Genomic DNA, 22,611 nt, shown 5'->3' with positions numbered 1-22,611 from the left:
GAACGGTCCATGCTCAGCGTCGCCCGGGAGGCCCGGGCCCTGCAGGAGCGCTGCTCCGGCTGACCGCATCCGGTGCCGACCGGCGACGGCCCCTCGTGGCGGTGCGCGGCGGGGACTACTGCGCCGCGTGGCGGATGGCGTCGGCGAACACGCGCAGGCCGTCGCGCAGCAGGTCCTCGCCGATGACCAGCGGGGGCAGCAGGCGCACGATGTTGCCGAAGGTTCCGCAGGTCAGGATGATGACGCCCTGCGCCAGGCACTCCGCGGCGATGGCCTTGGCGGCGTCCGCGTCCGGCTCCTTGCCGCCGGGCAGCACGAACTCGAGCGCCATCATGCCGCCGCGGCCGCGGATCTCCCCGACGATGCCGGTCTCCTCGGCCACCGGGGTGAGCTCCTCGCGGATGATCTCCTCGATCCGGCGGGCACGGGCGATGAGGTCCCACTCCTCGATGGTCTCCAGCGCCCCCAGGGCGGCGGCGCAGGCCACGGGGTTGCCGCCGTAGGTGCCGCCGAGGCCGCCGGCGTGCACGGAGTCCATGATCTCGGCGCGGCCGACGACGCCGGACAGCGGCATGCCGCCGGCCACGCCCTTGGCCACGGTGATCAGGTCGGGCACCACGTCTTCGTGGTCCACCGCGAACCACTTGCCCGTGCGGGCCACGCCGGCCTGGACCTCGTCGACGACGAACACGGCGCCGTTGTCGGTGCACCACTGGGACAGCGCCGGCAGGAACCCCTCGGCGGGCACGATGAAGCCGCCCTCACCCTGGATGGGCTCGATCACGACGGCGGCCACGTTGCCCGCGCCCACCTGCTTCTCCACCTGGAGCAGAGCGCGGCGGGCGGCCTCGGCGCCCGTCATGCCCTCCGGGTCGCGGAAGGGGTAGGAGACCGGCACGCGGTAGACCTCGCCGGCGAACGGGCCGAAGCCCTGCTTGTAGGGCATGACCTTGGCGGTCATCGCGAGGGTCATGTTGGTGCGGCCGTGGTAGGCGTGGTCGAAGACGACGACCGCCTGGCGGCCGGTGTGCACCCGGGCGATCTTCACGGCGTTCTCGACGGCCTCGGAACCGGAGTTGAAGAGCGCGGCCTTCTTGGGGAAGTCGCCCGGGGTGAGCTCGGCGAGCTTCTCCGCGACGGCCACGTAGCCCTCGTAGGGGGTGACCATGAAGCAGGTGTGCGTGAAGTGCTCCACGGCCTCCTTGACCCGGGCGACCACGGCGGGGGCGGAGGCGCCCACGGTGGTCACGGCGATGCCGGAGCCGAGGTCGACGAGCTGGTTGCCGTCGACGTCGAGCACGATCCCGCCGTCCACGTCCGCCGCGTAGGCGGGCACGCTGGAGGCGACGCCGGAGGCGACGGCCTCCTGCCGGCGGGCGGACAGGTCCCCGGAGCGGGGGCCGGGCAGGGTGCCCTCGATGCGGCGGACCTGCTCCAGCCGGTACTGGATGTCGGGCAGGGTCTCGGTCATGGGAGACGTCCTTTCGGGAACGGGGTGCGGTCGCCGCGGGAGCGCGGCGACCGCACCGGGGTGGGGCGGACCGTCCGGGGACGGAGGTCAGGCGGGGGTGCCGGTGCCGGGGTTGGGGACGTCGGCCCAGGGGTTCTCCACGCCGATGTACTGGGTGGTGGTGTACTCGGCGATGCCCTCGGCCCCGCCCTCCCGGCCCAGGCCGGACTGCTTGACCCCGCCGAAGGGGGCCGCGGCGTTGGAGATCACCCCGACGTTGAGACCCATCAGGCCGAACTCGATGCGGTCGCCGATGCGCAGGCCGCGGGAGATGTTCTCGGTGAACACGTAGGAGGCCAGCCCGTACTCGGTGGCGTTGGCCAGCTCCACCGCCTCGTCCTCGTCGGCGAAGGTCACCACCGGGGCGACGGGGCCGAAGATCTCCTCGCACACCGCCCTCGCGTCCTTGGGCACGTCGCGCAGCAGGGTGGGCTGGAAGAAGTAGCCGGGCCCCTCCACGCGGGAGCCCCCGACCACGACCTTCGCCCCGCGCTCGACGGCATCGGCGACGAACTCCTCCACGGAGTCCCTGGCCTTGGCCTCCACGAGCGGGCCGACGCTCACGCCCTCGTCCACGCCGTTGCCGACGGTGAGCGCGGCCATCTTCTCGGCCAGCTTGGCGATGAACTCCTCGGCGACGTCCTCGTGCACGAGCAGCCGGTTGGCGGCGGTGCAGGCCTCGCCCATGTTGCGCATCTTCGCGGCCATCGCCCCGGTCACGGCCTTGTCGATGTCGGCGTCCTCGAAGACGATCAGCGGGCCGTTGCCGCCGAGCTCCATGGAGGTGCGCAGCACGTTGTCGGTGGCGGCCTTCATCAGCTGCTTGCCCACCGGGGTGGAGCCGGTGAAGGAGACCTTGCGCAGGCGCGGGTCGGCCATGATCGGCTCGGAGACGTCCGAGGCGGACTTGGAGGAGACCACGTTGAGCACCCCGGCCGGGATCCCGGCGTCGATCATGATCTGCGCGAAGTACTGGGAGGTCATCGGGGTCAGCCGGGCCGGCTTGAGCACCATGGTGCAGCCGGCGGCCACGGCCGGGGCGACCTTGCGGGTGGCCATGGCCAGCGGGAAGTTCCACGGGGTGATCAGCAGGCACGGGCCCACCGGCTTGCGGGTCACCAGCATCCGCAGGGTGCCCTCGGGTGCCTGGACGTAGCGGCCGTAGTCGCGCACGGCCTCCTCGGAGAACCAGCGCAGGAACTCACCCCCGTACTTCACCTCGCCCATGGCCTCGGCGACGGGCTTGCCCATCTCCAGGGTCATCAGCAGCGCCAGGTCCTCCGCGCGCTCCTGGACGAGGTCGAAGGCCCGGCGCAGGATCTCCGAGCGGACCCGGGCGGGGGTGCGGGCCCAGGACTCCTGGGCGGCCGCGGCGGCGTCCATGGCGGCGGCGGCGTCCTCGCGGGTGGCCGAGGCCATGGTGGCGAGCACCTCGCCGGTGGCGGGGTTCTCCACCTCGAAGGTGCCCCCGTCGGAGGCCTCCCGCCACTGGCCGTCGATCAGCAGCCCGGTGGGGGTCTTGGCCAGCAGCGCGGAGATGCGGTCCTGGATGGGAGCGGCCGTGGCCGTCTGGTCCGTGATGCTCATGAATCAGCCTCTCTATCTCGACGCACGCCCCGGGCACCGGGGCCGGTGCCTGCTCGGTGCGTCAACGGGGTGGTCGGACGGGCGGGCGACAGCACTGGGCCCGCTCGTCCATGGTACGAGTCCCCGGGCGACCGTGACGGGCCCCGGTGTCCCCCCGGAACGCCGCACCGGGTGCCGGGCCGGTCGCCGGGGGCTGCCGGGGAGGCCCCGTGGCCCCTCGACGAGCTCAGACTAGCTCTCCGCCCGAAAGGCGGAGTGCTGAACTTTCTGTGCCCCGATGGGCACAGTGCACAGCATCCCGGGGTGCCTCGTCCGAGCCGCCCCGGGATGCTGTGCCGGATCAGGCCCCGGCACTCGGGCGCCGGCGGTCGACCTCGGCGACGAGGCGGTGCTCGGCGTCGACCCCGGGGTGGATCCCGGTGGGGATGCGCAGCAGGAACACCAGACCGAGCAGCCACCACAGCCCGAAGATCGTCCAGGCGGGCGCGCTCAGGAACGCGGGCATGCCGGGCAGGTACAGGCTGATGAGGCCGACGCACAGGACGACCGAGAGCACGCCGATGGCCGTGCCGCCGTGGCTGCGGCCCCCGATCCTGAAGGGACGGTCCATGTCCGGCTCGCGCCGGCGCAGGATCACGAAGACCACCGAGACCAGGGCATAGGCGATCACGATCGACGGGGAGCCGGAGTCCACCAGCCAGCCCAGCATCTCCGCGCCGAAGAACGGCGCCACGAAGGAGATGGCGCCCACGAACAGCAGGGCGTTGGCCGGGGTGCCGTACCTGGGGTGCAGCCGGCCGAACCACCGCGGCACCATCCGGGAGTTGCCGAGCGCCCACAGCAGGCGGGACGCGCCCATGAGCAAAGAGTTCCAGGAGGTGAGGATGCCCGCCAGACCGCCCGCGATGAGCAGGTTGGCGACGGCGGTGCTGCCGAACATGGCGCCCATGGCGTCGGCCACGGCGATGTCCGCGCCGGCGATGTCCGCGCCGGACATCGCCGAGGACGTGGTGACCACGACCATGACGTACCACGCCGCGGCGAGCAGGACGGAGACGATGATGGTCCCGCCCAGCTGCTTGGCCGGCAGGTGCATCTCCTCGGAGACCTGCGGGATGACGTCGAAGCCGACGAACAGGAACGGGACGGTGACGAGCACGAGGAAGAAGCCGGCGGTGCCGCTCGTGAAGAAGGGCTCCATGGTGGCGACCGAGCCGCGGGTGAACGCCCCGAAGAGCATCATCAGACCCACGATCAGCAGGAACAGGATCACGAAGATCTGCACCGTGGACGCGTGCTTGACGCCCCGGATGTTGATCGCGGTGATCAGGACGGCGGTCAGCGCCCCGACCAGGGCCCAGGTCAGGTTCACCTCGAAGCCGGCGACGGTCCACAGCGGGATCTGGCTCAGGCCGGGGAAGATGTACTGCACCGTGCGGGGCACGGCCACGGCCTCGAAGGCCACGATGGTGATGTAGCCGCCGGTGATGGCCCAGGAGCCGATGAAGGCCCACCGGGCGCCCATGCCGCGCAGCAGGTAGTTGTGCTCACCGCCCGCGTACGGCATGGCCGCCACGAGCTCGCCGTAGACCAGGCCGACCACGGCCATGATCAGCCCGCCGGTCACGAGGGCGAGCACGGCGCCCATGGTTCCGGCCTCCACCAGCCAGTCCCCGGTGAGGATGACCCAGCCGAAGCCGATCATCGCGCCGAAGCCGAGGCCGATCGCGTCGAGGCGGCCCAGGACCTTCTTGAAGCCGTGGTCCTCGCGGTCCGGGGCGAGCGGTGTCGCGCCCCGGGGTTCGTTGCTGCTCATGGCCGTGATTCCTTCGTGTCGAGGACGCCGGGGTGGGGTGTCCGGTGGGGAGGGGCCGTGCGGAGGTCCGGCGGCCGGGGGACAACGTACACAGCCATTGTTTCGTTTCTGTGAGCCACCTGAAAGTCCGGACCCCGGGGACGCCCGCGGCGAACAGGGACGCGGTCCCGTGCGGCCGGGGGGAGCCCGCGCATAGGCTCGGGGGCATGACCTACGCAACAGTGAATCCCGCCACCGGGCAGACCGTCCGGGAGTTCCCGACCGCCACCGACGCCGAGGTCCGGGAGGTGGTCGAGCGCTCGCACCGGGCCTTCGGCAGCTGGCGCAGCACGCCCGTGCCGGAGCGCGCCGCGCGCATGCGCGCGCTGGCGGAGCTCTACCGCGAGCGCAAGCGCGAGCTCGCCGCCCTGCTCACCGAGGAGATGGGCAAGCCCGCCCGCCAGGCCGTGGGCGAGGTGCTCCTCGTGGCGAGCATCTACGAGTTCTACGCCGAGAACGCCGAGCGGTTCATGGCCGGGGAGAAGCTCGAGCCCTCCACGGGCGGGGACGCCGAGGTGGTGCTGGAGCCCACCGGCTCGATCCTCGGCATCATGCCGTGGAACTACCCGTACTACCAGGTCGCCCGGCTGGCGGCCCCGAACCTGATGCTCGGCAACACCGTCGTCCTCAAGCACGCGCCCAGCGTGCCGCAGGCCGCCCTGGTCCAGGAGCAGCTCTTCCGCGAGGCCGGGTTCCCCGAGGACGTCTACCGCAACGTCTTCGCCACGAACGAGCAGATCGCCGAGATCGTCATCCCCGCCCGGACCGTCCAGGGCGTGTCCCTCACGGGCTCCGAGCGCGCCGGGTCGGCCGTCGCCGAGCTCGCCGGCCGCCACCTCAAGAAGGTCGTGCTCGAGCTGGGCGGGTCCGACCCGTTCGTCGTGCTCGACGCCGAGGACCTCGAGAACACGGTCAAGCACGCCGTGCTGGGCCGGCTCGGCAACACCGGGCAGGCGTGCACCGCCGCCAAGCGCTTCATCGTGGTCGAGGAGGCCTACGACCGGTTCGTCGACGCGTTCGCGCAGGCCATGGACGCGGTCGAGCCGGGGGACCCGACCGACCGGAAGACCCTGCTGGGCCCCCTGTCCTCGGTCGCGGCCCGCGACGGCGTGGCCGCGCAGCTGCAGGACGCCGTCGAGAAGGGTGCCACCGTCCGCGCCGGCGGCACCCCGGTCGACCGTCCGGGGGCCTGGATGGAGGCCACGGTCCTGACGGACGTCACCCCGCAGATGCGCGCCTACGAGGAGGAGATCTTCGGGCCCGTCGCCGTGGTGCACCGGGTCCGGGACGCGGACGAGGCCGTCGAGCTGGCCAACTCCTCGCCCTTCGGCCTGGGCGGGTCGGTGTTCGCCGCGGACGTGGACGCGGCCCGGGAGGTCGCGTCCCGGATCGAGTCCGGCATGGTCTTCGTCAACGAGGTCACCGGCACCGCCCCGGACCTGCCCTTCGGCGGCATCAAGCGCTCCGGCGTGGGCCGGGAGCTCGGCCGCTTCGGCATCGAGGAGTTCGCCAACAGGAAGCTCATCCACGCGCCCCGGCGGGAGGAGAAGCTCCCGCTGCAGGACGAGGAGATCGTCTCCCCCTGAGCGGGCGCCCCTCGGCGCCGGGTCCCCTGCGGCACGGCGGCTCTCGCCGTGCCGCAGGAGGCCGTCCTGCGGCCGTGGCCGGCGCACCGTTCCGGACCGCGGCCGCAGCGGCCGCGGACTAGGCTGGTCAGCGCAGACCCACCCGCAACGAGAGGACCCGCACGATGGACAACCTGGACAACCTGCCCAGCGCCTCGGTGGAGGAGATCCCCGAGGACGCGCGCATCCTGGACGTGCGCGAGGACACCGAGTGGGAGGCCGGGCACATCGCCGGCGCCCAGCACATCCCGCTGGGCCAGCTCCCCGAGCGCTACGGCGAGGTGCCCGCGGACGAGGACGTCTACGTGATCTGCCGCTCCGGCGGCCGCTCCCTGAGGGCCACGGCCTACCTCCAGCAGTACGGCTTCGACCCGGTCAACGTCCTGGGCGGCATGGGGGCGTGGATGGACGCCGAGAAGCCCATGGTGTCCGAGACGGGCCAGACGCCGACCGTCCGTTGAGATACGCCTACCTGGGCCCCGCCGGCACCTTCACGGAGGCCGCCCTGCTCGGCGTGGAGGGCGCGCGGGAGGCCGAGCGCCGCCCGGTGTCCTCCGTGCCCGTCGCGCTCGCGGCCGTCCGCGCCGGCGAGGTCGACGCCGCGATGGTCCCCATCGAGAACTCCGTGGAGGGCGGGGTGACCGCCACGCTCGACGCCGTGGCCACCGGCAGCGAGCTGCGCATCGTGCGTGAGGCGCTCGTGCCCGTCAGCTTCGTCCTCGTGGCCGCGCCGGGCACGACCCTCGCCGACGTCCGCACCGTGTCCACGCACTCCCACGCCTGGGCGCAGGTGCGCGGCTGGATGGACGGGCACCTGCCCGGCGCCGACTACGTCCCGGCGTCCTCCACGGCCGCGGCGGCCCTGTCGCTGCTGCCCGGTGCGGCGGCGGAGCCCGGCTTCGAGGCCGCGGTGTGCTCTCCCGTGGTCGTCGAGCAGCACCCCGAGCTCGAGGTGCTCGCCGAGGACATCGGGGACAACCGGGCCGCGGTGACGCGCTTCGTGCTCGTGGCCCGCCCGGACGCGCCCCTGCCGCCGCGCACCGGCGCGGACCGCACCACGCTGGTCATCCCGCTGTGGGAGGACCGGGCCGGGGCACTGATGGAGATCCTCGAGCAGTTCGCCACCCGCGGGGTGAACCTCTCCCGGATCGAGTCCCGTCCCACGGGCAACTTCCTGGGGGAGTACTTCTTCAGCGTCGACGTGGACGGGCACCTGCACGACGCCCGCGTGGCCGACGCCCTCATGGGCCTGCGCCGGGTCTGCCCGAGCACCCGGTTCCTCGGCTCCTACCCGCGCGCCGACCACAAGCTCGCCACCGTGGCGCGGCACCACTCCGACGGCGCCTTCCGCGAGGCCGCCGCGTGGGTCGCCGCGCTGCAGGGCCGCGGGGCCCACGGGCCCGGGGCGGCGGGAGCGGGTCCCGCGTAACGGAACGTCCCGCGCCGCCCGCCGCTTGTTAGCTATTGCGAATACATGCACCATGGGTGGTGCGGGCACGTCCGTTCCCGCGATCTTCAGCCGGTGTCGATCGACCCCCCGGGTCGGTGCCGAGCCCGACCGGAGGTGCCACCATGCCTGCTCCCGCCGCCCGCCGTCTCGCTCTCGCCGCCGCGCCCGCCGTGCTGGCCTGCGTGCTCGCCGCGCCCCCGGCCGCCGCCGCGACCCCGGAGACCTCCGGGGTGGTCCGCACCGAGCCCGCTCCGGCCCCAGCCGCCGACGACCCGCGGACGGTGGAGGACCTCGTGCCGGCCGCCCGGGTCATCCCCGAGCCGGTGTCCTCGTTCCCGGACCAGGGGCGCGGCCCGCTGCTCGCGGTGGGCGGGGCGGTGGTCGCCCTGATGGGCGCGTTCGTGGCGGGTCTCAGCCGCCGCCCCGACCCGGTCGACTGAACCGGCCCGGTCGACTGGACCGGCCCGCAGGCCGCGCGGGCCGGCCGCCCGGCCGGGCCGGCGGGCCCGCGCGTCAGTCGGCCTGGGAGGGGGGCACGCGCACCGAGAGCACGCCCGGCAGGATCTCGGACTCGAAGCCGGTGATCCGTCCCGTGCCGTCCCCGTCCACCTGGGACTCGATGGGCTCGTGGAACTCCACGCGCACCTTCTTCCCGGCGAAGAACTCGATCACGGGCAGGTCCCGCCGCTGCCGGAACACGACCTTCGCGGCCATCAGCGCCCACTCCAGGGTGCTGCGCGGGGACATCACGACGAGGTCCAGCACGCCGTCGTTGATCTTCGCCTGGGGCACCAGGATCATCCCCGCCGTGAGGATCCCGCAGTTGGCGGCCATCACGGAGCGCACCCGGCGGCTCTGCCACTCGCCGTCGTCGATCCGGAACCGGGCCCACCGCGGCGGGGCGAACAGGTGCCGGACCCCGGCCTCCCCGTAGGCGGCCCAGCCGACCAGCTTCTTGAGCTCGTCCTTGGTGTCCGTCATGATCTGCGCGTCGAAGCCGGCCCCGCCCATCACGCAGAAGGCGTGGTCCTGCACCGTTCCGTCGGCCAGCTCCACCCGGAAGGTCGCCATGTCGATGGCCCGCTCCGCGCCGAAGAGCGCGATGTCCACGTTGCGGTGCGGGTCGCCGAGGTCGGCGCCGAGGTTGCGGGCCAGGAGGTTGCCCGTGCCCAGCGGCAGCAGGCCCATCGGGACGTCCCCGTCGACGAGGGTCTCCGCGACGGCCCGCACGGTGCCGTCGCCGCCGGCGGCGAGGACGAGGTCGAAGCCCTGCTCCAGCGCCCGGCGGGTCATGGAGAACCCGGGGTCGTCCTCCTCCGTCTCGAAGAAGACGGGGTCCGGCAGCCCGCCCTTGCGGCAGCCGATGATGATGGCGTCGCGGGCGAGGTCCGCGTCGGCCTTGATCGGGTTGATGACGACGGCGACCCGTTTCGGGCCCACTGGAGTGGCGGTCACGCGAGGACTCCTCGGTTCGGCGGTGCTGGGGGTGGGCGGCATCGTGCGGTGACCGCACGGCGCGGCGCGCCCGTTCCGGGGCGCCGGGCGGATGGCGGCGGTCCTCCAGCCTAACCCGCCGGCCCCGCCCGGCCCGAGCACGGGTCTTCGGTACCCTGTCAGGGTGATCGACATCAACCAGCTCCGTGAGCACCCCGACGTCTTCCGCGCCTCGCAGCGCGCCCGCGGGGCGGACTCGTCCCTGATCGACCGGATCCTGGAGGCGGACGTCGCGCGCCGCAACCTGATCACCGAGTACGAGAACCTGCGGGCCGAGCAGAACGCGTTCGGCAAGCAGGTGGCCCGCGCCCGGGGCGAGGAGAAGCAGGCGCTGCTGGCCGAGGTCAAGGAGCTGGCCGCCCGGGTCAAGGAGGCGCAGGCGGCCTCCGAGGCGGCCCGCGCCCGGCAGGACGAGCTGGTCTCCGTGGTCGAGAACCTGATCCTCGACGGCGTCCCCACCGGCGGTGAGGACGACTACGTCGTGCTGCGCACCGTGGGGCAGCCGCGGGACTTCGCCGCCGAGGGCCTCGAGCCCCGCGACCACCTTGAGATCGGCGAGCTGGTGGACGGCATCGACATGGAGCGCGGCGCCAAGGTCTCCGGGGCACGGTTCTACTTCCTCAAGCGCGACGTCGCCCGGCTCGAGACCGCCCTGCTGCTCATGGGCCAGGACCTGGCCCTGGACAACGGCTTCGTCCCCATGACCACGCCCAACCTCGTGCGCCCGGAGATCATGAGCGGCACGGGCTTCGACATCGCCCACTCGGACGAGATCTACCACGTGGGCAAGGACGAGCTCTACCTGGTGGGCACCTCCGAGGTGCCCCTCGCCGGGTACCACGCGGACGAGATCCTCGACCTCGCCGACGGGCCGCTGCGCTACGCGGGCTGGTCCTCCTGCTACCGCCGCGAGGCCGGCTCCGGGGGCAAGGACACCCGCGGCATCATCCGCGTCCACCAGTTCAACAAGCTGGAGATGTTCGTCTACTGCTCCCCGGAGGACGCCGAGGCCGAGCACGCGCGGATGCTCGGCTGGGAGGAGGAGATGCTCACCCGCTGCGAGCTGGCCTACCGGGTGATCGACACCGCCGCCGGGGACCTCGGCGCCTCGGCCGCGCGCAAGTTCGACTGCGAGGCGTGGGTGCCCACCCAGGGCCGGTACCGCGAGCTGACCTCGACCTCCAACTGCACCACCTACCAGGCCCGGCGGCTCAACGTGCGCGAGCGGCTGCCCGGCAGCACGGACGACGCCGGCAAGGCCCGCAAGGGCGGCACCCGCACGGTGGCCACCCTCAACGGCACGCTCGCGACCACCCGCTGGCTGGCCGCGATCCTGGAAACGCACCAGCAGGCGGACGGGTCCGTGCGCGTGCCGGAGGCGCTGCGCCCCTACCTGCGCGGCCAGGAGACCATCCCCGTCCGGCGCTGAACCGACGGGTCGCGTTCGACCCGTATTCATCTCATACCGAAATGCTGGTCACCCTGTCGGTGTCATGTGGCACCATGTCCCGCATGACGAAAGAAAAGACGGCTGGCACCGAGGACCAGCACGAACTGATCAGCATCAACTCCACCGTCCCGCTGAAGGTCGAACACTCGGAGGACCTCGGCGACACCGGCGGCACCACCGCCCCCACGCGCTCGGCCGCGGACGTCCGCGTCCCGCTCAAGGTCCAGCCGCCCCGCTCCAACGGGTGGAAGAAGGAGGCGGGGGTCCGCTACCTCGTGGCCCTCGACGTCGACGGCACCCTCGTGGACCACGACGGGCACATGTCCCCGGCGGTGCGCGACGCGGCCCGCGCCGTGCTCCGGGCCGGCCACCACGTGGTCATCTCGACCGGCCGCTCCAAGGGGGCGACCCTGCCCGTGGTCGAGCTCATCGGCCAGGAGCGCGGCTACGCCGTGTGCTCCAACGGCGGCATGACCCTCGAGCTGGACCCGGGGCTGCCCGACTACCACCGCGTGCTCGAGTGCGTCTCCTTCGACCCCGGCCAGGCCCTCGAGGCCCTCGAGCAGCGCCTGCCCACGGCGAAGTTCGCCCTCGAGACCGAGGACGGGTCCTTCTACTCCACGGAGCGCTTCCAGGACGCCTCCTTCGGCATCGAGGCCGTGGGCGTGGACCTGCACCAGCTCGCCCAGATGCAGGCCGTGCGCATGGTCGTCTACAGCACCGAGCACACCCCGGAGGAGTTCGCCCTGGCCATCGACGAGGCCGGCCTGCACGGGGTCACCTACTCGGTGGGCTGGAGCGCCTGGCTGGACATCGCCGCCAACGGCGTCTCCAAGGCCAGCGCCCTGGAGCAGGTCCGCCGCCGGCTCGGCGTGGACCCCTCCCACACGGTGGCGGTCGGCGACGGCCGCAACGACATCGAGATGCTCGACTGGGCCGCCCGCGGCGTCGCCATGGGCCAGGCCCCGGACGAGGTCGCCGCCGCCTGCCACGAGGTCACCCACACCGTCTACGAGGACGGCGTCGCCCGGATCCTGCGCTCCCTGCTGTGAGGCGTGCGGCTCACAGGCCGTACTCCTCGAGCAGGCGCAGCCACACCTCGCTGATCGTGGGGAAGACGGGCACCGCGTGCCACAGCCGCTCCACCGGAACCTCGCAGGCCACGGCCACGGTCGCCGCGTGGAGCAGCTCCGCCACGTCCGGGCCCGCGAAGAACGCTCCGACGATCGTGCGGCGGCGCCGGTCCACCACGAGGCGGGCCCAGCCGCGGTAGCCGTCCCGGTGCAGGGAGGCCCCCGCCACGTCGATGTCGCGCTCCACGACGTCCACCTCCAGCCCGTCCGCGCGGGCCTGCTCCGCGGAACGGCCCACGGAGGCCACCGCGGGATCGGTGAACACCACCTGCGGCACGGCGCAGGCGTCGGCGGTGGACGCGTACGGCGACCACGCGGGAACGGAGTCCCCGAGCCGCCCGGCGGCGCGGGCCACGACGGCGTCCCCCACGGCGCGCGCCTCGTACTTGCCCTGGTGGGTCAGCAGCGGGCCGCCCGCGGCGTCCCCCGCCGCGTACAGCCACTGCTCCTGCGGTCCGGCCACCCGCCCGGAGGCGTCCACCTGCAGCTCCGCGGGGTCCAGGCCGAGCTCCTCGAGCCCGAGGCCGTCCAGGGCGGGGCGCCGCCCGGTGCTCACGAGCAGCCGCTCCGCGCAGACCGTCCGGCCGTTGTCGAGGACGAGCTCGATGCCGTCCTCGCCGTGCCGGACCCGGTCCGTGCCCCGTCCCTCGAGGACGGTGACCCCCTCGGCCTCCAGCGCGTCGGCCACCAGCCGTGCGGCCGGCCGCGGGAAGGCGCCCAGCAGCCGGCTGCGGGCGACCACGGTGACCCGGGAGCCCAGCCGGGCGAAGGCCTGCGCCAGCTCCGTGCCGGACACCCCGCCGCCGAGCACCGCGAGGGAGCCGGGGACCTCCCGGGCGGCGGTGGCCTCCCGCGTGCCCCAGAACGGGGCGTCCGCCAGCCCCGGCACCGGAGGCACGACCGGGCGCGAGCCCGTGGCCAGCACCACGGCGTGGCGGGCCGCGAGCCGGCGCACGCCCCCGTCCCCGGCGGTCACCTCGACCTGCCGCGGCCCGGTCAGCCGCGCCCGTCCCCGGAGCAGCTCCACGCCGGCTCCGGCGAGCCACTCGGCCTGGCCCGAGTCGTCCCAGTGCGCGGCGAAGGCGTCCCGGCGGCGCAGCGCCGCGGCCGCGTCCGGGCGCCCGGTGACGGCCTGCGCGGCCCCGGCCACCCCCCGGGCGGCCTCGACCGCGGCGCCCGGGCGGAGCAGCGCCTTGGAGGGGACGCAGGCCCAGTAGGAGCACTCCCCGCCCACGAGCTGCGCCTCCACGAGCGCGGCGCTCAGCCCGCCCCGCACCACGCGGCCGGCCGCGTTCTCGCCGACCGGCCCGCCGCCGATCACCACCACGTCGTACGTCTCCGGGGTCCGTGTCATCCCCCGAGTCTGCCAACGGCGGGGGCACCGGACAACCGGCTCCGCCCCCGGGAGTGACCCGGGCCACGCCCGGGGGAGGCCCTGGTGATAGGGTTTTCGGCAGACCGGGTGACCACGTCATCGCCGACAAGCCGAAAGGCGTACCGTGCTCGATTACGTGTCCGACCGGTGGGAGCAGATCCTCTTCGCCAGCTGGCAGCACTTCTCCCTGGTGGTCCAGTGCCTGGTGCTGGCCACGGTCCTCGCGGTGGCCCTGGCGGCCCTGTGCTACCGCTCGCCCCGGCTCACCACCGTGGCCAACAACGTCTCCGCCGTGGGTCTGACCATCCCCTCCTTCGCCCTCATCGGCCTGCTCATCGCCCCGCTGGGCTTCGGGGTGCTGCCCGCGGTCGTGGTCGTCACCTTCTTCGCCGTCCTGCCGGTCCTGCGCAACGCGGTGGTCGGCCTGGCCGGTGTCCCGCCGGCCACCGTCGAGGCCGCCCGCGGTCTGGGCATGAGCCGTGGCGCCACGTTCCTGCGGGTCGAGCTGCCGATGGCCTGGCCGGTCATCCAGGCCGGCATGCGGATCTCCGCCCAGATGGTGATGGGCGTGGCCGCCATCGCCGCCTACGTCCTCGGCCCGGGCCTGGGCGGCTTCATCTTCTCCGGCCTGTCCCGGCTCGGCGGCGCCAACTCCCTGGCCTCGGTCCTCACCGGCGTCGTGGCGGTCGTCGTCGTCGCCCTCATCCTGGACGGGCTGCTCGTGCTGCTCGGCCGACTCACCACATCGCGAGGTATCCGTGTCTGACTCCGCCCCCCGCACCGCCCCCTCCGTCACCGGAGCCCGCATCCTGCTGGAGAACGTCTCCAAGCGGTACCCCGGGCAGGCCAGGGCCGCCGTGGACGGGCTGACCCTGGAGATCCCCGCGGGCAGCACCGTGATGCTCGTGGGACCCTCCGGGTGCGGCAAGACCACCACCCTGAAGATGATCAACCGGCTCATCGAGCCCTCCGAGGGCCGGATCGTGATCGACGGCCAGGACGTCACCTCGATGAACGGCGACGAGCTGCGCCGCGGCATCGGCTACGTCATCCAGGCCGGCGGGCTTTTCCCGCACATGAGCGTGGCCACCAACATCGGCATGGTCCCGAAGATGCTCGGCTGGGACCGGGCCCGCATCGCCGCCCGCGTGGACGAGCTGCTCGAGCTCGTCTCCCTCGACCCGGCCGTGTACCGGGACCGCTATCCCCGGGAGCTCTCGGGCGGGCAGCAGCAGCGCGTGGGAGTGGCGCGCGCGCTGGCCGCGGACCCGCCGGTGCTGCTCATGGACGAGCCCTTCGGCGCCGTGGACCCCATCACCCGGCAGCGCCTGCAGGACGAGCTCATCAACATCCAGCACGAGCTGCAGAAGACCATCGTGTGCGTCACCCACGACTTCGACGAGGCCGTGAAGCTGGGCGACTGGATCGCGGTCTTCGACGAGGGCGCCCGGGTGGTCCAGTACGACGCCCCCGAGCGGATCCTGGCCGAGCCCGCCGACGAGTTCGTGGAGGACTTCATCGGCACGGGCGCCGGGCTCAAGCAGCTGACCCTCACCCGGGTCCGGGAGGTGGACCTCGTCCCCGCCGTGACCGCCCGGCCCGGCGAGGACGTGCAGGCGGTGCTCGCCCGCGGCGAGCAGGCCGGCACCCGGGACGTCGTGGTCCTCGACGACCGGGACCGCCCGCTGTCCTGGCCCGCCCGCCGCCAGCTGGAGCGCTTCAGCACGGTCCCCGGCGACCGCAACGAGCGGCTGCCGCTGGTCGGCACCGGTGCCACGCTCAACGACGCGCTGGACACGATGCTCGTCTCGAGCACCGGAGCGGCCCTCGTGGTCGGGCCCCGGGACCGCTTCGAGGGCGTCATCTACGTGGAGACCGTCATGGCCGCCATCACGGAGGCCCGCCGCGCCGTGGACCCCGAGGAGGCGCCGCTGGGGCACAACACGGGGGAGATGCCCGCCGTGAGCCCGGCCGGTCCCGGCGGTGGGGACCGATGAGCACGCAGGCGGAACGGCCCGCGGCGGCCGGCCCCGGGCCCCAGGACGGCCCGGCGGCCCCGGACGCCTCCGCCGACGTCGACCGGCGGACCTGGCGCGGGATGCTCCTGCAGCCCGTGGCGATCCTCGCGGCGCTGGGCCTGCTGGCGCTGTGGCTGTCCACCGCGGAGCTGACGGAGACCGAGGCGGTGACCCTGCGCCCCGGGGCGCTGTGGGACCTCACGGTGCAGCACCTGCAGCTGACCGTGGTGGCCACCGTGGTGGTGCTGCTGGTGGCCGTGCCGGTGGGGATCCTCCTCACCCGCGCGCCGCTGCGCTTCCTCACCGGCCCGGTGATCGCCGTGGCGAACATCGGCCAGGCCGCCCCGGCCGTGGGGCTGATCGTGCTGTTCGCGTTCTGGCTGGGCTTCGGCTTCCAGGCCTCCGTGGTCGCCCTGATCGTCTACGCGATCCTGCCCGTGCTCAAGAACACCATGGTCGGCCTCGACGGCGTCGACCGCAGCCTCGTGGAGGCCGGTCGCGGCATGGGCATGAGCGCGCTCGCGGTCCTGCTCCGCGTCGAGCTGCCGCTGGCGGTGCCGGTCATGCTGGCCGGGGTGCGGACCGCGCTGATCCTGGTGGTCGGCACCGCCACCCTGGCCACCTTCGTCAACGGCGGTGGACTGGGGCTGCTGATCACCACGGGCGTCAACCTCGACCTCGTGCGGGTGCTCGTCGCCGGCTCGATCCTCGTGGCGCTGCTCGCGCTGACCATCGACTGGATCGGCCGCGTCGTGGAGCACGTCGCGCGCCCGAAGGGACTGCGATGAGAACCCCACGCCCCGCGGGCGCCGCCCTGCTGCTCTCCGGCGCCGCGCTGCTGCTGGCCGGCTGCGGGCTGGAGCCCTCCACCGCCTACGTGCCCGCCGCCGAGCCCGGCTCCATCCAGCCCGTCGAGGGCGCCGAGGGGACCGAGGTGAAGGTGACGTCCAAGAACTTCACCGAGCAGCTGATCCTCGGCAAGATCGCCGTGCTGGCCGTGGAGGCCGCAGGCTTCGAGACCGAGGACCTCACCAACGTGCCCGGCTCCCAGCCGGTGCGCGAGCTCATGCTGTCCGGGGACGCCGACCTGACCCTCGAGTACACCGGCACGGCGTGGCTCACCTACCTCGGCCACGAGCAGGGCATCCCGGACCAGCAGGAGCAGTGGCAGGCCGTGCACGACGAGGACCTGGGCAACGGGCTGACCTGGGGGGCCCCGGCCGCGCTCAACAACACCTACGCCATGGCCGTGCGCACGGAGTACGCCGAGGCCAACGGGCTGGAGACGGTCTCGGACATCGCGGAGCTGCCGGTGGCCGAGCGCACGTTCTGCGTCGAGGCGGAGTTCAACTCCCGCAGCGACGGGCTGACCCCGCTGCTCGCCCACTACGGCCTCGACCGCGGCAGCGAGGTGCCGGAGGACAACATCGGCATCTACGACACCGGGGCGATCTACTCGGCCACGGACAGCGGCGAGTGCAACTTCGGGGAGGTGTTCTCGACCGACGGCCGCATCCCCGCCCTGGACCTGACCGTCCTCGAGGACGACCGGCAGTTCTTCCCGGCCTACAACGCCGCCCCGGTGTTCAACACGGAGCTGCTGCAGGAGTTCCCGGCCCTGGAAGAGGTCCTGGAGCCGATCTCCCAGGCGCTGACCGACGACGTGATGCAGGAGCTCAACCGGCAGGTGGACGTCGAGGGACGGGACCCGGCCGACGTCGCCTACGAGTGGATGCTCTCCAAGGGGTTCATCGTCGAGGCCTGAGCCCCCGGGCCGGCTCCGGGCGGTGCGCACAGCTCGAGCAGCCGCGCCGCGGCGGGGCGGGCGTCCCACTCCTCCTGCCACAGGGCGCGCGCCACCGCCTTGGAGACGGCCTGCGGGGTGATGCCCAGCTCCCCGGCCACGACCTTCTGCTGGCCGCGCGCCCCGGGGACGAGGAGGTCCACGACGCGCCACTCCGCCGCCGTGCGCTGGGCCACGATCCGCCCCAGCAGCCGCAGCACGGACTGGGCCCGGGCCGCGGCCGCGGCGTCCTCCGCGGCCACGCACACCGGGACCCGCCCCGTCCGGGCGGCCGCCGCGGCGGCGTGGTGGGCCTGCACCGTCCCGGGACCGTCGGCGCGCAGGCCCGTCCGCCCGTCGGAGCCGGTGACGGTCTCGAGCCCGACCGGGCCCACTCCGATCCCCACGCGCCACGCCTCGCCGCGCAGCCCGGCCAGGGCCGCGGCCACCGCCTCGGCCGGGTCCGCGGTGATGCCCTGCACCGCGTGCGCCCGGGCGCCCTGGAAGGGCACCACGGTCCCGAGGTCCCCGAGCCGGCGCAGCAGCGCCGGCGCGAGGTCCCCCGCCTCGCGGTGGCGCTGGTCCAGGCTCACGACGTACACGCTCCCAGTATCGGTCACCGCGGGAGCCCGGTCCCGGCGGCGCGGCCGGGGCTCACTCCCAGAACCGCGGCTCGATGTCCACGCCCCGGGCGAGCAGCTCGTCCTCCAGCGGCTCCCGGCAGATCAGGGGCAGGCGCAGGCAGCCGATCCGGTCGTCGGGGTCGAAGTAGGCCGTGAGCCGGTCGAAGCCCTGCCGGAACCGGGTGAGCTCCTTGGCCGTGGCGGCGACCTCCGTGAGGTCGGCGTCGGAGGCGAACACCCAGAAGGACGCCGGGTCGGTGAGCTGCAGCAGCCCCACCGGCCCCCCGGCGTCGTTGTTCTCGGTGCCGGCCCAGCCGGGCACGCGCAGCCAGCCGCCGGGTTCGGCCGCGCCCAGGGCCGGCGCCACGGGGTCGTACTCCCACGCCCGGGCCCGCTGCACCCACCACGGCGGGGCGGGCAGGTAGAGCGGGCCGTCCAGGTCCACGGGCCAGCGCGCGGCGGCGAAGGCCCCGGCGTCGACCCGGTCCCAGAAGTGCTCCGCGGTGAGGTCGGTGCCCACGCTGTTCAGGGCCGCTCCCGGGTCGTCCCGCTGCATCCCGTGCCAGTAGGTGGGGCGGGTGGCCACCCCCGCGCCCCGCAGCAGGGCGTCGAGCTCCTCGAGATGGGCCGGCTCCCCGAGCACCACCGTCCGGCTCTCGAAGTGCAGGACGTAGGGCACGCGCACCGAGCGCTCGCCGCTCACGGCGACCCCGGGCCCGCTCCGCGGCGGCACAGCCGGGTGAACCGGCCCAGCAGCTGCAGGCCCTCCGGGGTGGCGGGCAGGTAGTCCGTCAGGGCGGGGGAGCGCACGAGCACGGCGCACCACTGCCCGCGGGAGACCGCCACGTTGAGCCGGTGGGGGGACAGCAGGAACTCCATGCCCCGGTGGCCCTCGGCGGACGAGGCGGCCATGGACACGATGACCACGGGGGCCTCCTGCCCCTGGAAGCGGTCGACGGTGCCCACCCGGACCCCTCCGCCCTCCTCGTCCCGCAGCCCGGCCGCGCGCAGCTCCTGGGCCACGAGCTCGACCTGGGCGTTGTAGGCCGCCACCACGAGCACGTCCGCGGGGGTCAGCGCCACGGGCGCGGCGTCCGGACCGGCACGCCACGGGGTGCCCACGAACTCCCGGGCCAGCGCCACGACCTGCCGGGCCTCCTCGGGGGAGGCCGTGCGGTTGCCGGTGTGCTCGACGTAGCAGGTGCGCAGGCCCGGGGCCACACCGCTGAGCTCCCGCCGGGACGCGGCCGGTGCGGAGCCCAGCCGCCCGGCGTAGGAGAGCTCGGAGACCGGCTCGCACAGCTCGGGGTGCATCCGCCAGGTGTGGTCCAGGAAGTAGCCGTACTCCGCCGGCAGCGTGGGGGACCCGTGGGAGAGCCAGCCGAGCGCCGACTCGTCGACGGGCAGGGGATGGGTGCCCTGCGAGACCTGCGGCAGCTGCTGGGGGTCCCCGAGCAGCAGCAGCCGGCGCGCGGCCCGGGACACGGCCAGGGTGTTGGCGAGCGAGTACTGCCCGGCCTCGTCGACCACGAGCAGGTCCAGGGCCTCGTCCTCGAGGTACGCGGCGTTGGAGAAGTCCCACGCCGTGCCGCCGACCACGGCGCCGCCCTCGGCGAGGAACGCGGCGAGGTCCCGGCCCGCGAGCGTCCGCCAGGGCCCCTGACCGGACGCGGGGCGCCCGGCCGGCGCCTTCTTGCCGACGCGCTCGGCGGGCACGCCGCCCTTCGCGATCACCCCGCCCAGCAGGTTCTCCACGACCGCGTGGGACTGGGCGACCACGCCGATCCGCCACCCGCCCTCCACCAGCCGGCCGATGACGTGGGAGCCGAGGAACGTCTTGCCGCTGCCCGGAGGTCCCTGGACGGCGAGGAAGCTGCGGTCCAGCGCGCGCAGGGCCTGGACCACGGCGTCGATCGTGCCGCCGGGTCCCGGGACGGGCAGGGGCCCGCCGCCGGCCGGGCGCGGCGGCTCGCGCAGGAGCAGCCGCAGCCCCGGCAGCTCGGGCAGTTCCGGCAGGGCGTCGGCGGTGCGGGCGGCCAGCGCCTGCAGCGACTCCTCGAGGGAGGCGGTGGCGATCGGCCGCTCCGGGGTCAGCGCCAGGGGCAGCTCGGCCCAGGGCTCGGGGGCGGCGGCGCCGCGGGGCGTGCGCAGCCGCTCCCGCACGGTGAGCATCGCCGTGCCGTCCTCGCGCTCGTCGAGCTCCTCCAGCGCGGCGGTCCAGTCCCCGGCCCGGCCGCTGCCGCGTCCGGCGGCCTCCTCGGCGAGGTGGGCGGGAACGGGCGGGCCGTAGACCAGGAACAGCCCGGTGGCCCCCGGCCGGAGCGTGGAGCCCTCGCCGAACCGGCCCGCGAGGCGCAGCAGGCGGGTGGGCGCGGCGCCGGCGCGCTTGGCCGGGTCCTTCGCCCAGTCCTCGAGCACCTCCGCCCGCTGCACCACGAACACGTCGCGGGTGTCCTCCCAGTCCTCGACCGGGCCCTCCAGGCGGTCGAAGTGGGACCACCAGTACTGCTTGCGCTCACGGCGGTGGTAGCCGGTGGCGGAGGCGACCATCGCCACGGCGGTGCGCTGCCGGGGCCCGAGCCCGTCGGCGGCCCCCGGGCGGTCCAGGAACTCGCGCAGCCGCTGCTCCGCGTCCGTCATCACGGTCCCGGGCAGCTCCTCGGCGGGCTCGGCCGGGACCGGGGCGGGCCGGTGCCCCGCGGGATCGGCGGAGATCCCGGCCAGGCCGAGCAGCCAGTCCCGCAGCCGCAGGGTCGAGAGACAGTCGTAGGCGTTGTAGTCGGCGATCCCCGCCAGGATCCGGTCCGCCTCCTCCGCCTGTCCGGCGTCCCGGGCGGCGCAGGAGTCGGCGTAGGCCACCACCGACGCCCCGGCGTCCACCACGTCCCCGGTGCGCAGGTGCCGGCCCATGTACAGCGGCTCCAGCTTCTTGATGGAGTAGGAGTTCTCGGACAGCCGCAGGCTTCCCCGCACGGTGTCGTAGAGGTCCACCAGGACGTTCTCGCGCAGCAGCCGGTCCACGGCGTCCTCGCCCACGGCGTGGACCAGGGAGAGCCGGCGCAGGGCCGCCTTCTCGTAGTCGGCGTAGTGGTAGACGTGCATCCCGGGGAAGCGCTCCCGGCGCTCGGCCACGTAGTCCAGGAACTCCCGCAGCGCGGTGCGCTCCTGGTCCCGCGAGTGGGCCCAGAACGGCCGGAAGACGGGCTCGGCGCCCGGGGCGGCGGGCTGTTCCACGACCCCGAAGAGGTACTCGAGCCCCCAGGACGCCGGGTCCGCGGGGTCCTGCCACAGGGGGTCGCCCTCGAAGTCGAAGAACACGTCCCCGGCGTTCGGGGCGGGCAGCCGCCGCAGCGGCTCCGTGCTGGTGACCCGGTAGGCCGTGCGGTGGGTCCGCCCGTCCTTCACCCACTCGACGGCCCCGTCCTCGCCGCCGCGGCCCGTCTGCATCGCGGCCTGGTCCCGCAGCCGGCGGACCGCGGCCGGCAGCCGCGGGTCCTCGAGCCCGGCGAGCTCGTCGACGGTGCGCACCCCGTGCCGTTCCCGCAGCGTGCGGCGCATCCGCACGGACATGCCGGCGGTCAGCAGCAGGTCCCGGTGCTCGGCGACGGCCCGCGCGCAGTGCCCGCAGCGCCCGCAGCGGCCCACACGGTCGTCGTGCCACCGGACGGGGCCGGTGCGCGCCCGGTGGGCGGCGGCGGCGGCCACGAAGCGCTCCCGGCGCTCCTGGTAGACGGCCAGGTGCTCGGCGACGGGGAAGACGGCCTCCCGCTGGTCGCCCAGGACCAGCGTGACCTCCGGCGCCACGGGTGCTCCCGCCCGCTCGAGCTGGTCGGCGTAGGCGGCGAGCTGGAGCAGGGCGGTGACCTTGGCGTGCCGGGCGAGCTTGGTGTCGTGGACGGCGTAGGCGCCGTCCGGGCGGCGGACGAGGAAGTCGGCGCGGCCGTGGAAGCCGCCGTCGAAGAAGGAGGCCTGGAAGACGACGTCCGCCCCGGCGCGGAGGGCGGCCAGGGACTCCGCGTGCTTGGCCGCCAGCCCGGCCCGGTCCGCACCGCGGACCGGCTCGACCTCGTAGACGCCGCGGCCCGTGGCCGGGTCCCAGGGGCCGAACGCCGTCCGGTGGGCGGCGAGGACCCGGTGCTCGTGGGCGTCGCCCAGGGCGGCCGTGCGGGTGCGCATCGCGTCGCGCTCCTCCGGGCGCCGCGGCGCCCGGCCGAGCAGCTCGTCCAGGACGCTCAGGCTCGCGAACGGGCACTCGGCCGCGCGCACCAGGTCGCTCGCGGAGAAGACGAGGTCCGCCTCGGGGCCCAGCAGGAACATGCGCATCCTTCCGACGGGACCGGGGCCGTCCCGGGTCCGGGACCATCGAACCACAGGCGCCGGACGGCGTAGGACGGGGCGGACCGGGATCGGCCGGCAGGTCCTCGGACCTGCCGGCCGACTCCCGGCGGCGGCGGAGCCGGTCCGCCGGGATGGGCCGGGAGAGATCGGTGGATCGCGGCGCGGGTGGGGGGACCCCGCCGCCACCGGGCACCGCTCGGGTGCTCACCGGCGACCTCGATCCCGGCCGGCGGCCCGGATGCCATGGGGGGATGCATCCCGGACCGTCGGGCCGGCTGAGCCGGCCGATCCCAATATAACGAAAATCATGGAGTTACCACAGGGGTCGGGACACGGCGGGGGCCGGGGACCGGTGTGGTCCCCGGCCCCC

The 22,611-nt window shown here is 74.2% G+C and carries 18 protein-coding genes; 10 read left to right on the top strand and 8 right to left on the bottom strand.

All coding sequences use genetic code 11. From position 1 onward, the window contains the following. Window positions 1-115 precede the first annotated feature (115 nt). From gabT to ABL57_RS00815, 3 genes are all read right to left on the bottom strand, one after another. A complete protein-coding gene (gene gabT, locus ABL57_RS00825; RefSeq protein WP_047801560.1) occupies window positions 116-1,471 on the bottom strand; it encodes a 4-aminobutyrate--2-oxoglutarate transaminase in 1,356 nt (451 codons plus the stop codon). An 87-nt stretch (window positions 1,472-1,558) separates the two neighbouring features. Beyond that, the gene (locus tag ABL57_RS00820) at window positions 1,559-3,097 is read right to left on the bottom strand and encodes an NAD-dependent succinate-semialdehyde dehydrogenase (RefSeq protein WP_047801559.1); all 1,539 of its coding nucleotides are present in this window, start codon (window positions 3,095-3,097) and stop codon (window positions 1,559-1,561) included. Between the two features lie 340 nt (window positions 3,098-3,437). Continuing rightward, the gene (locus ABL57_RS00815; protein WP_047801558.1) at window positions 3,438-4,913 is read right to left on the bottom strand and encodes an APC family permease; all 1,476 of its coding nucleotides are present in this window, start codon (window positions 4,911-4,913) and stop codon (window positions 3,438-3,440) included. 206 nt (window positions 4,914-5,119) lie between these two features. Between ABL57_RS00815 and ABL57_RS00810 the strand changes: the two genes are divergently transcribed. The 4 genes from ABL57_RS00810 to ABL57_RS00795 all read left to right on the top strand — a co-directional run bounded on the left by ABL57_RS00810 (window position 5,120) and on the right by ABL57_RS00795 (window position 8,467). After that, window positions 5,120-6,538, top strand: a complete 1,419-nt coding sequence (locus ABL57_RS00810; protein WP_047801557.1) for an NAD-dependent succinate-semialdehyde dehydrogenase — start codon at window positions 5,120-5,122, stop codon at window positions 6,536-6,538. Window positions 6,539-6,702: 164 nt separating this feature from the next. Beyond that, window positions 6,703-7,038, top strand: coding sequence for a rhodanese-like domain-containing protein (locus tag ABL57_RS00805; RefSeq protein ID WP_047801556.1), 336 nt, complete (start codon window positions 6,703-6,705; stop codon window positions 7,036-7,038). After that, entirely contained in the window at window positions 7,035-8,006 is a 972-nt protein-coding gene (gene pheA / locus ABL57_RS00800; RefSeq protein ID WP_203225528.1) for a prephenate dehydratase, read from the top strand. Before ABL57_RS00805 ends, pheA begins: the two co-directional genes overlap by 4 nt. A 143-nt stretch (window positions 8,007-8,149) precedes the next feature. Beyond that, window positions 8,150-8,467, top strand: coding sequence for a hypothetical protein (locus ABL57_RS00795; protein WP_047801554.1), 318 nt, complete (start codon window positions 8,150-8,152; stop codon window positions 8,465-8,467). A gap of 73 nt (window positions 8,468-8,540) precedes the next feature. On the opposite strand, the gene ABL57_RS00790 is transcribed toward ABL57_RS00795, so the two are convergent. Further along, window positions 8,541-9,482, bottom strand: coding sequence for a diacylglycerol kinase family protein (locus ABL57_RS00790; protein WP_047801553.1), 942 nt, complete (start codon window positions 9,480-9,482; stop codon window positions 8,541-8,543). A gap of 163 nt (window positions 9,483-9,645) precedes the next feature. Here ABL57_RS00790 and serS point away from each other — a divergent pair, with 163 nt between their 5' ends. Next, window positions 9,646-10,950, top strand: coding sequence for a serine--tRNA ligase (serS, locus tag ABL57_RS00785; protein ID WP_047801552.1), 1,305 nt, complete (start codon window positions 9,646-9,648; stop codon window positions 10,948-10,950). Between the two features lie 74 nt (window positions 10,951-11,024). After that, on the top strand, window positions 11,025-12,023 hold the full coding sequence (locus ABL57_RS00780; RefSeq protein WP_047801551.1) for an HAD family hydrolase: 999 nt from the start codon (window positions 11,025-11,027) through the stop codon (window positions 12,021-12,023). Window positions 12,024-12,033: 10 nt separating this feature from the next. Here the strand turns inward: ABL57_RS00780 and ABL57_RS00775 are convergent, their stop codons facing one another. Next, complete coding sequence (locus ABL57_RS00775) at window positions 12,034-13,458, bottom strand: NAD(P)/FAD-dependent oxidoreductase (protein WP_047801550.1); 1,425 nt, start codon at window positions 13,456-13,458, stop codon at window positions 12,034-12,036. A 145-nt stretch (window positions 13,459-13,603) separates the two neighbouring features. Between ABL57_RS00775 and ABL57_RS00770 the strand changes: the two genes are divergently transcribed. From ABL57_RS00770 to ABL57_RS00755, 4 genes are read left to right on the top strand one after another with little or no spacing between them, the layout of a single operon-like run. Then, window positions 13,604-14,245, top strand: a complete 642-nt coding sequence (locus tag ABL57_RS00770) for an ABC transporter permease (protein ID WP_047801549.1) — start codon at window positions 13,604-13,606, stop codon at window positions 14,243-14,245. Next, on the top strand, window positions 14,238-15,476 hold the full coding sequence (locus ABL57_RS00765; protein ID WP_047801548.1) for an ABC transporter ATP-binding protein: 1,239 nt from the start codon (window positions 14,238-14,240) through the stop codon (window positions 15,474-15,476). The genes ABL57_RS00770 and ABL57_RS00765 overlap by 8 nt, the downstream gene beginning before the upstream one ends. Next, window positions 15,473-16,285, top strand: a complete 813-nt coding sequence (locus tag ABL57_RS00760) for an ABC transporter permease (RefSeq protein WP_082157140.1) — start codon at window positions 15,473-15,475, stop codon at window positions 16,283-16,285. The genes ABL57_RS00765 and ABL57_RS00760 overlap by 4 nt, the downstream gene beginning before the upstream one ends. Next, window positions 16,282-17,262: a glycine betaine ABC transporter substrate-binding protein gene (locus ABL57_RS00755; RefSeq protein ID WP_047801547.1), complete on the top strand. Its 981-nt coding sequence runs from the start codon at window positions 16,282-16,284 to the stop codon at window positions 17,260-17,262. Before ABL57_RS00760 ends, ABL57_RS00755 begins: the two co-directional genes overlap by 4 nt. On the opposite strand, the gene ABL57_RS00750 is transcribed toward ABL57_RS00755, so the two are convergent. From ABL57_RS00750 to ABL57_RS00740, 3 genes are read right to left on the bottom strand one after another with little or no spacing between them, the layout of a single operon-like run. Then, window positions 17,220-17,882 carry a hypothetical protein gene (locus tag ABL57_RS00750; protein ID WP_047801546.1) on the bottom strand — a complete coding sequence of 221 codons (663 nt, stop codon included), beginning with the start codon at window positions 17,880-17,882 and terminating at the stop codon, window positions 17,220-17,222. The genes ABL57_RS00755 and ABL57_RS00750 overlap by 43 nt on opposite strands. A gap of 52 nt (window positions 17,883-17,934) precedes the next feature. After that, window positions 17,935-18,606 carry a hypothetical protein gene (locus ABL57_RS00745; protein WP_152683233.1) on the bottom strand — a complete coding sequence of 224 codons (672 nt, stop codon included), beginning with the start codon at window positions 18,604-18,606 and terminating at the stop codon, window positions 17,935-17,937. Beyond that, on the bottom strand, window positions 18,603-22,220 hold the full coding sequence (locus ABL57_RS00740; RefSeq protein ID WP_047801544.1) for a TM0106 family RecB-like putative nuclease: 3,618 nt from the start codon (window positions 22,218-22,220) through the stop codon (window positions 18,603-18,605). The genes ABL57_RS00745 and ABL57_RS00740 overlap by 4 nt, the downstream gene beginning before the upstream one ends. Window positions 22,221-22,611 lie beyond the last annotated feature (391 nt).

This window comes from Kocuria sp. SM24M-10 (assembly GCF_001027955.1).
In the GTDB taxonomy this organism is placed as follows: domain Bacteria; phylum Actinomycetota; class Actinomycetes; order Actinomycetales; family Micrococcaceae; genus Kocuria; species Kocuria oceani.
The sequence above is the reverse complement of the archived record's forward strand: the minus strand, read 5'-3'. Positions and strand labels throughout refer to the sequence as shown.

Excerpts from the sequence above, each read along its gene's own strand:
- gabT (WP_047801560.1), bottom strand. The coding sequence starts at position 1,471 with ATGACCGAGACCCTGCCCGACATCCAGTACCGGCTGGAGCAGGTCCGC.
- ABL57_RS00820 (WP_047801559.1), bottom strand. The coding sequence starts at position 3,097 with ATGAGCATCACGGACCAGACGGCCACGGCCGCTCCCATCCAGGACCGC.
- ABL57_RS00815 (WP_047801558.1), bottom strand. The coding sequence starts at position 4,913 with ATGAGCAGCAACGAACCCCGGGGCGCGACACCGCTCGCCCCGGACCGC.
- ABL57_RS00810 (WP_047801557.1), top strand. The coding sequence starts at position 5,120 with ATGACCTACGCAACAGTGAATCCCGCCACCGGGCAGACCGTCCGGGAG.
- ABL57_RS00805 (WP_047801556.1), top strand. The coding sequence starts at position 6,703 with ATGGACAACCTGGACAACCTGCCCAGCGCCTCGGTGGAGGAGATCCCC.
- ABL57_RS00795 (WP_047801554.1), top strand. The coding sequence starts at position 8,150 with ATGCCTGCTCCCGCCGCCCGCCGTCTCGCTCTCGCCGCCGCGCCCGCC.
- ABL57_RS00780 (WP_047801551.1), top strand. The coding sequence starts at position 11,025 with ATGTCCCGCATGACGAAAGAAAAGACGGCTGGCACCGAGGACCAGCAC.
- ABL57_RS00775 (WP_047801550.1), bottom strand. The coding sequence starts at position 13,458 with ATGACACGGACCCCGGAGACGTACGACGTGGTGGTGATCGGCGGCGGG.
- ABL57_RS00760 (WP_082157140.1), top strand. The coding sequence starts at position 15,473 with ATGAGCACGCAGGCGGAACGGCCCGCGGCGGCCGGCCCCGGGCCCCAG.
- ABL57_RS00755 (WP_047801547.1), top strand. The coding sequence starts at position 16,282 with ATGAGAACCCCACGCCCCGCGGGCGCCGCCCTGCTGCTCTCCGGCGCC.
- ABL57_RS00740 (WP_047801544.1), bottom strand. The coding sequence starts at position 22,220 with ATGTTCCTGCTGGGCCCCGAGGCGGACCTCGTCTTCTCCGCGAGCGAC.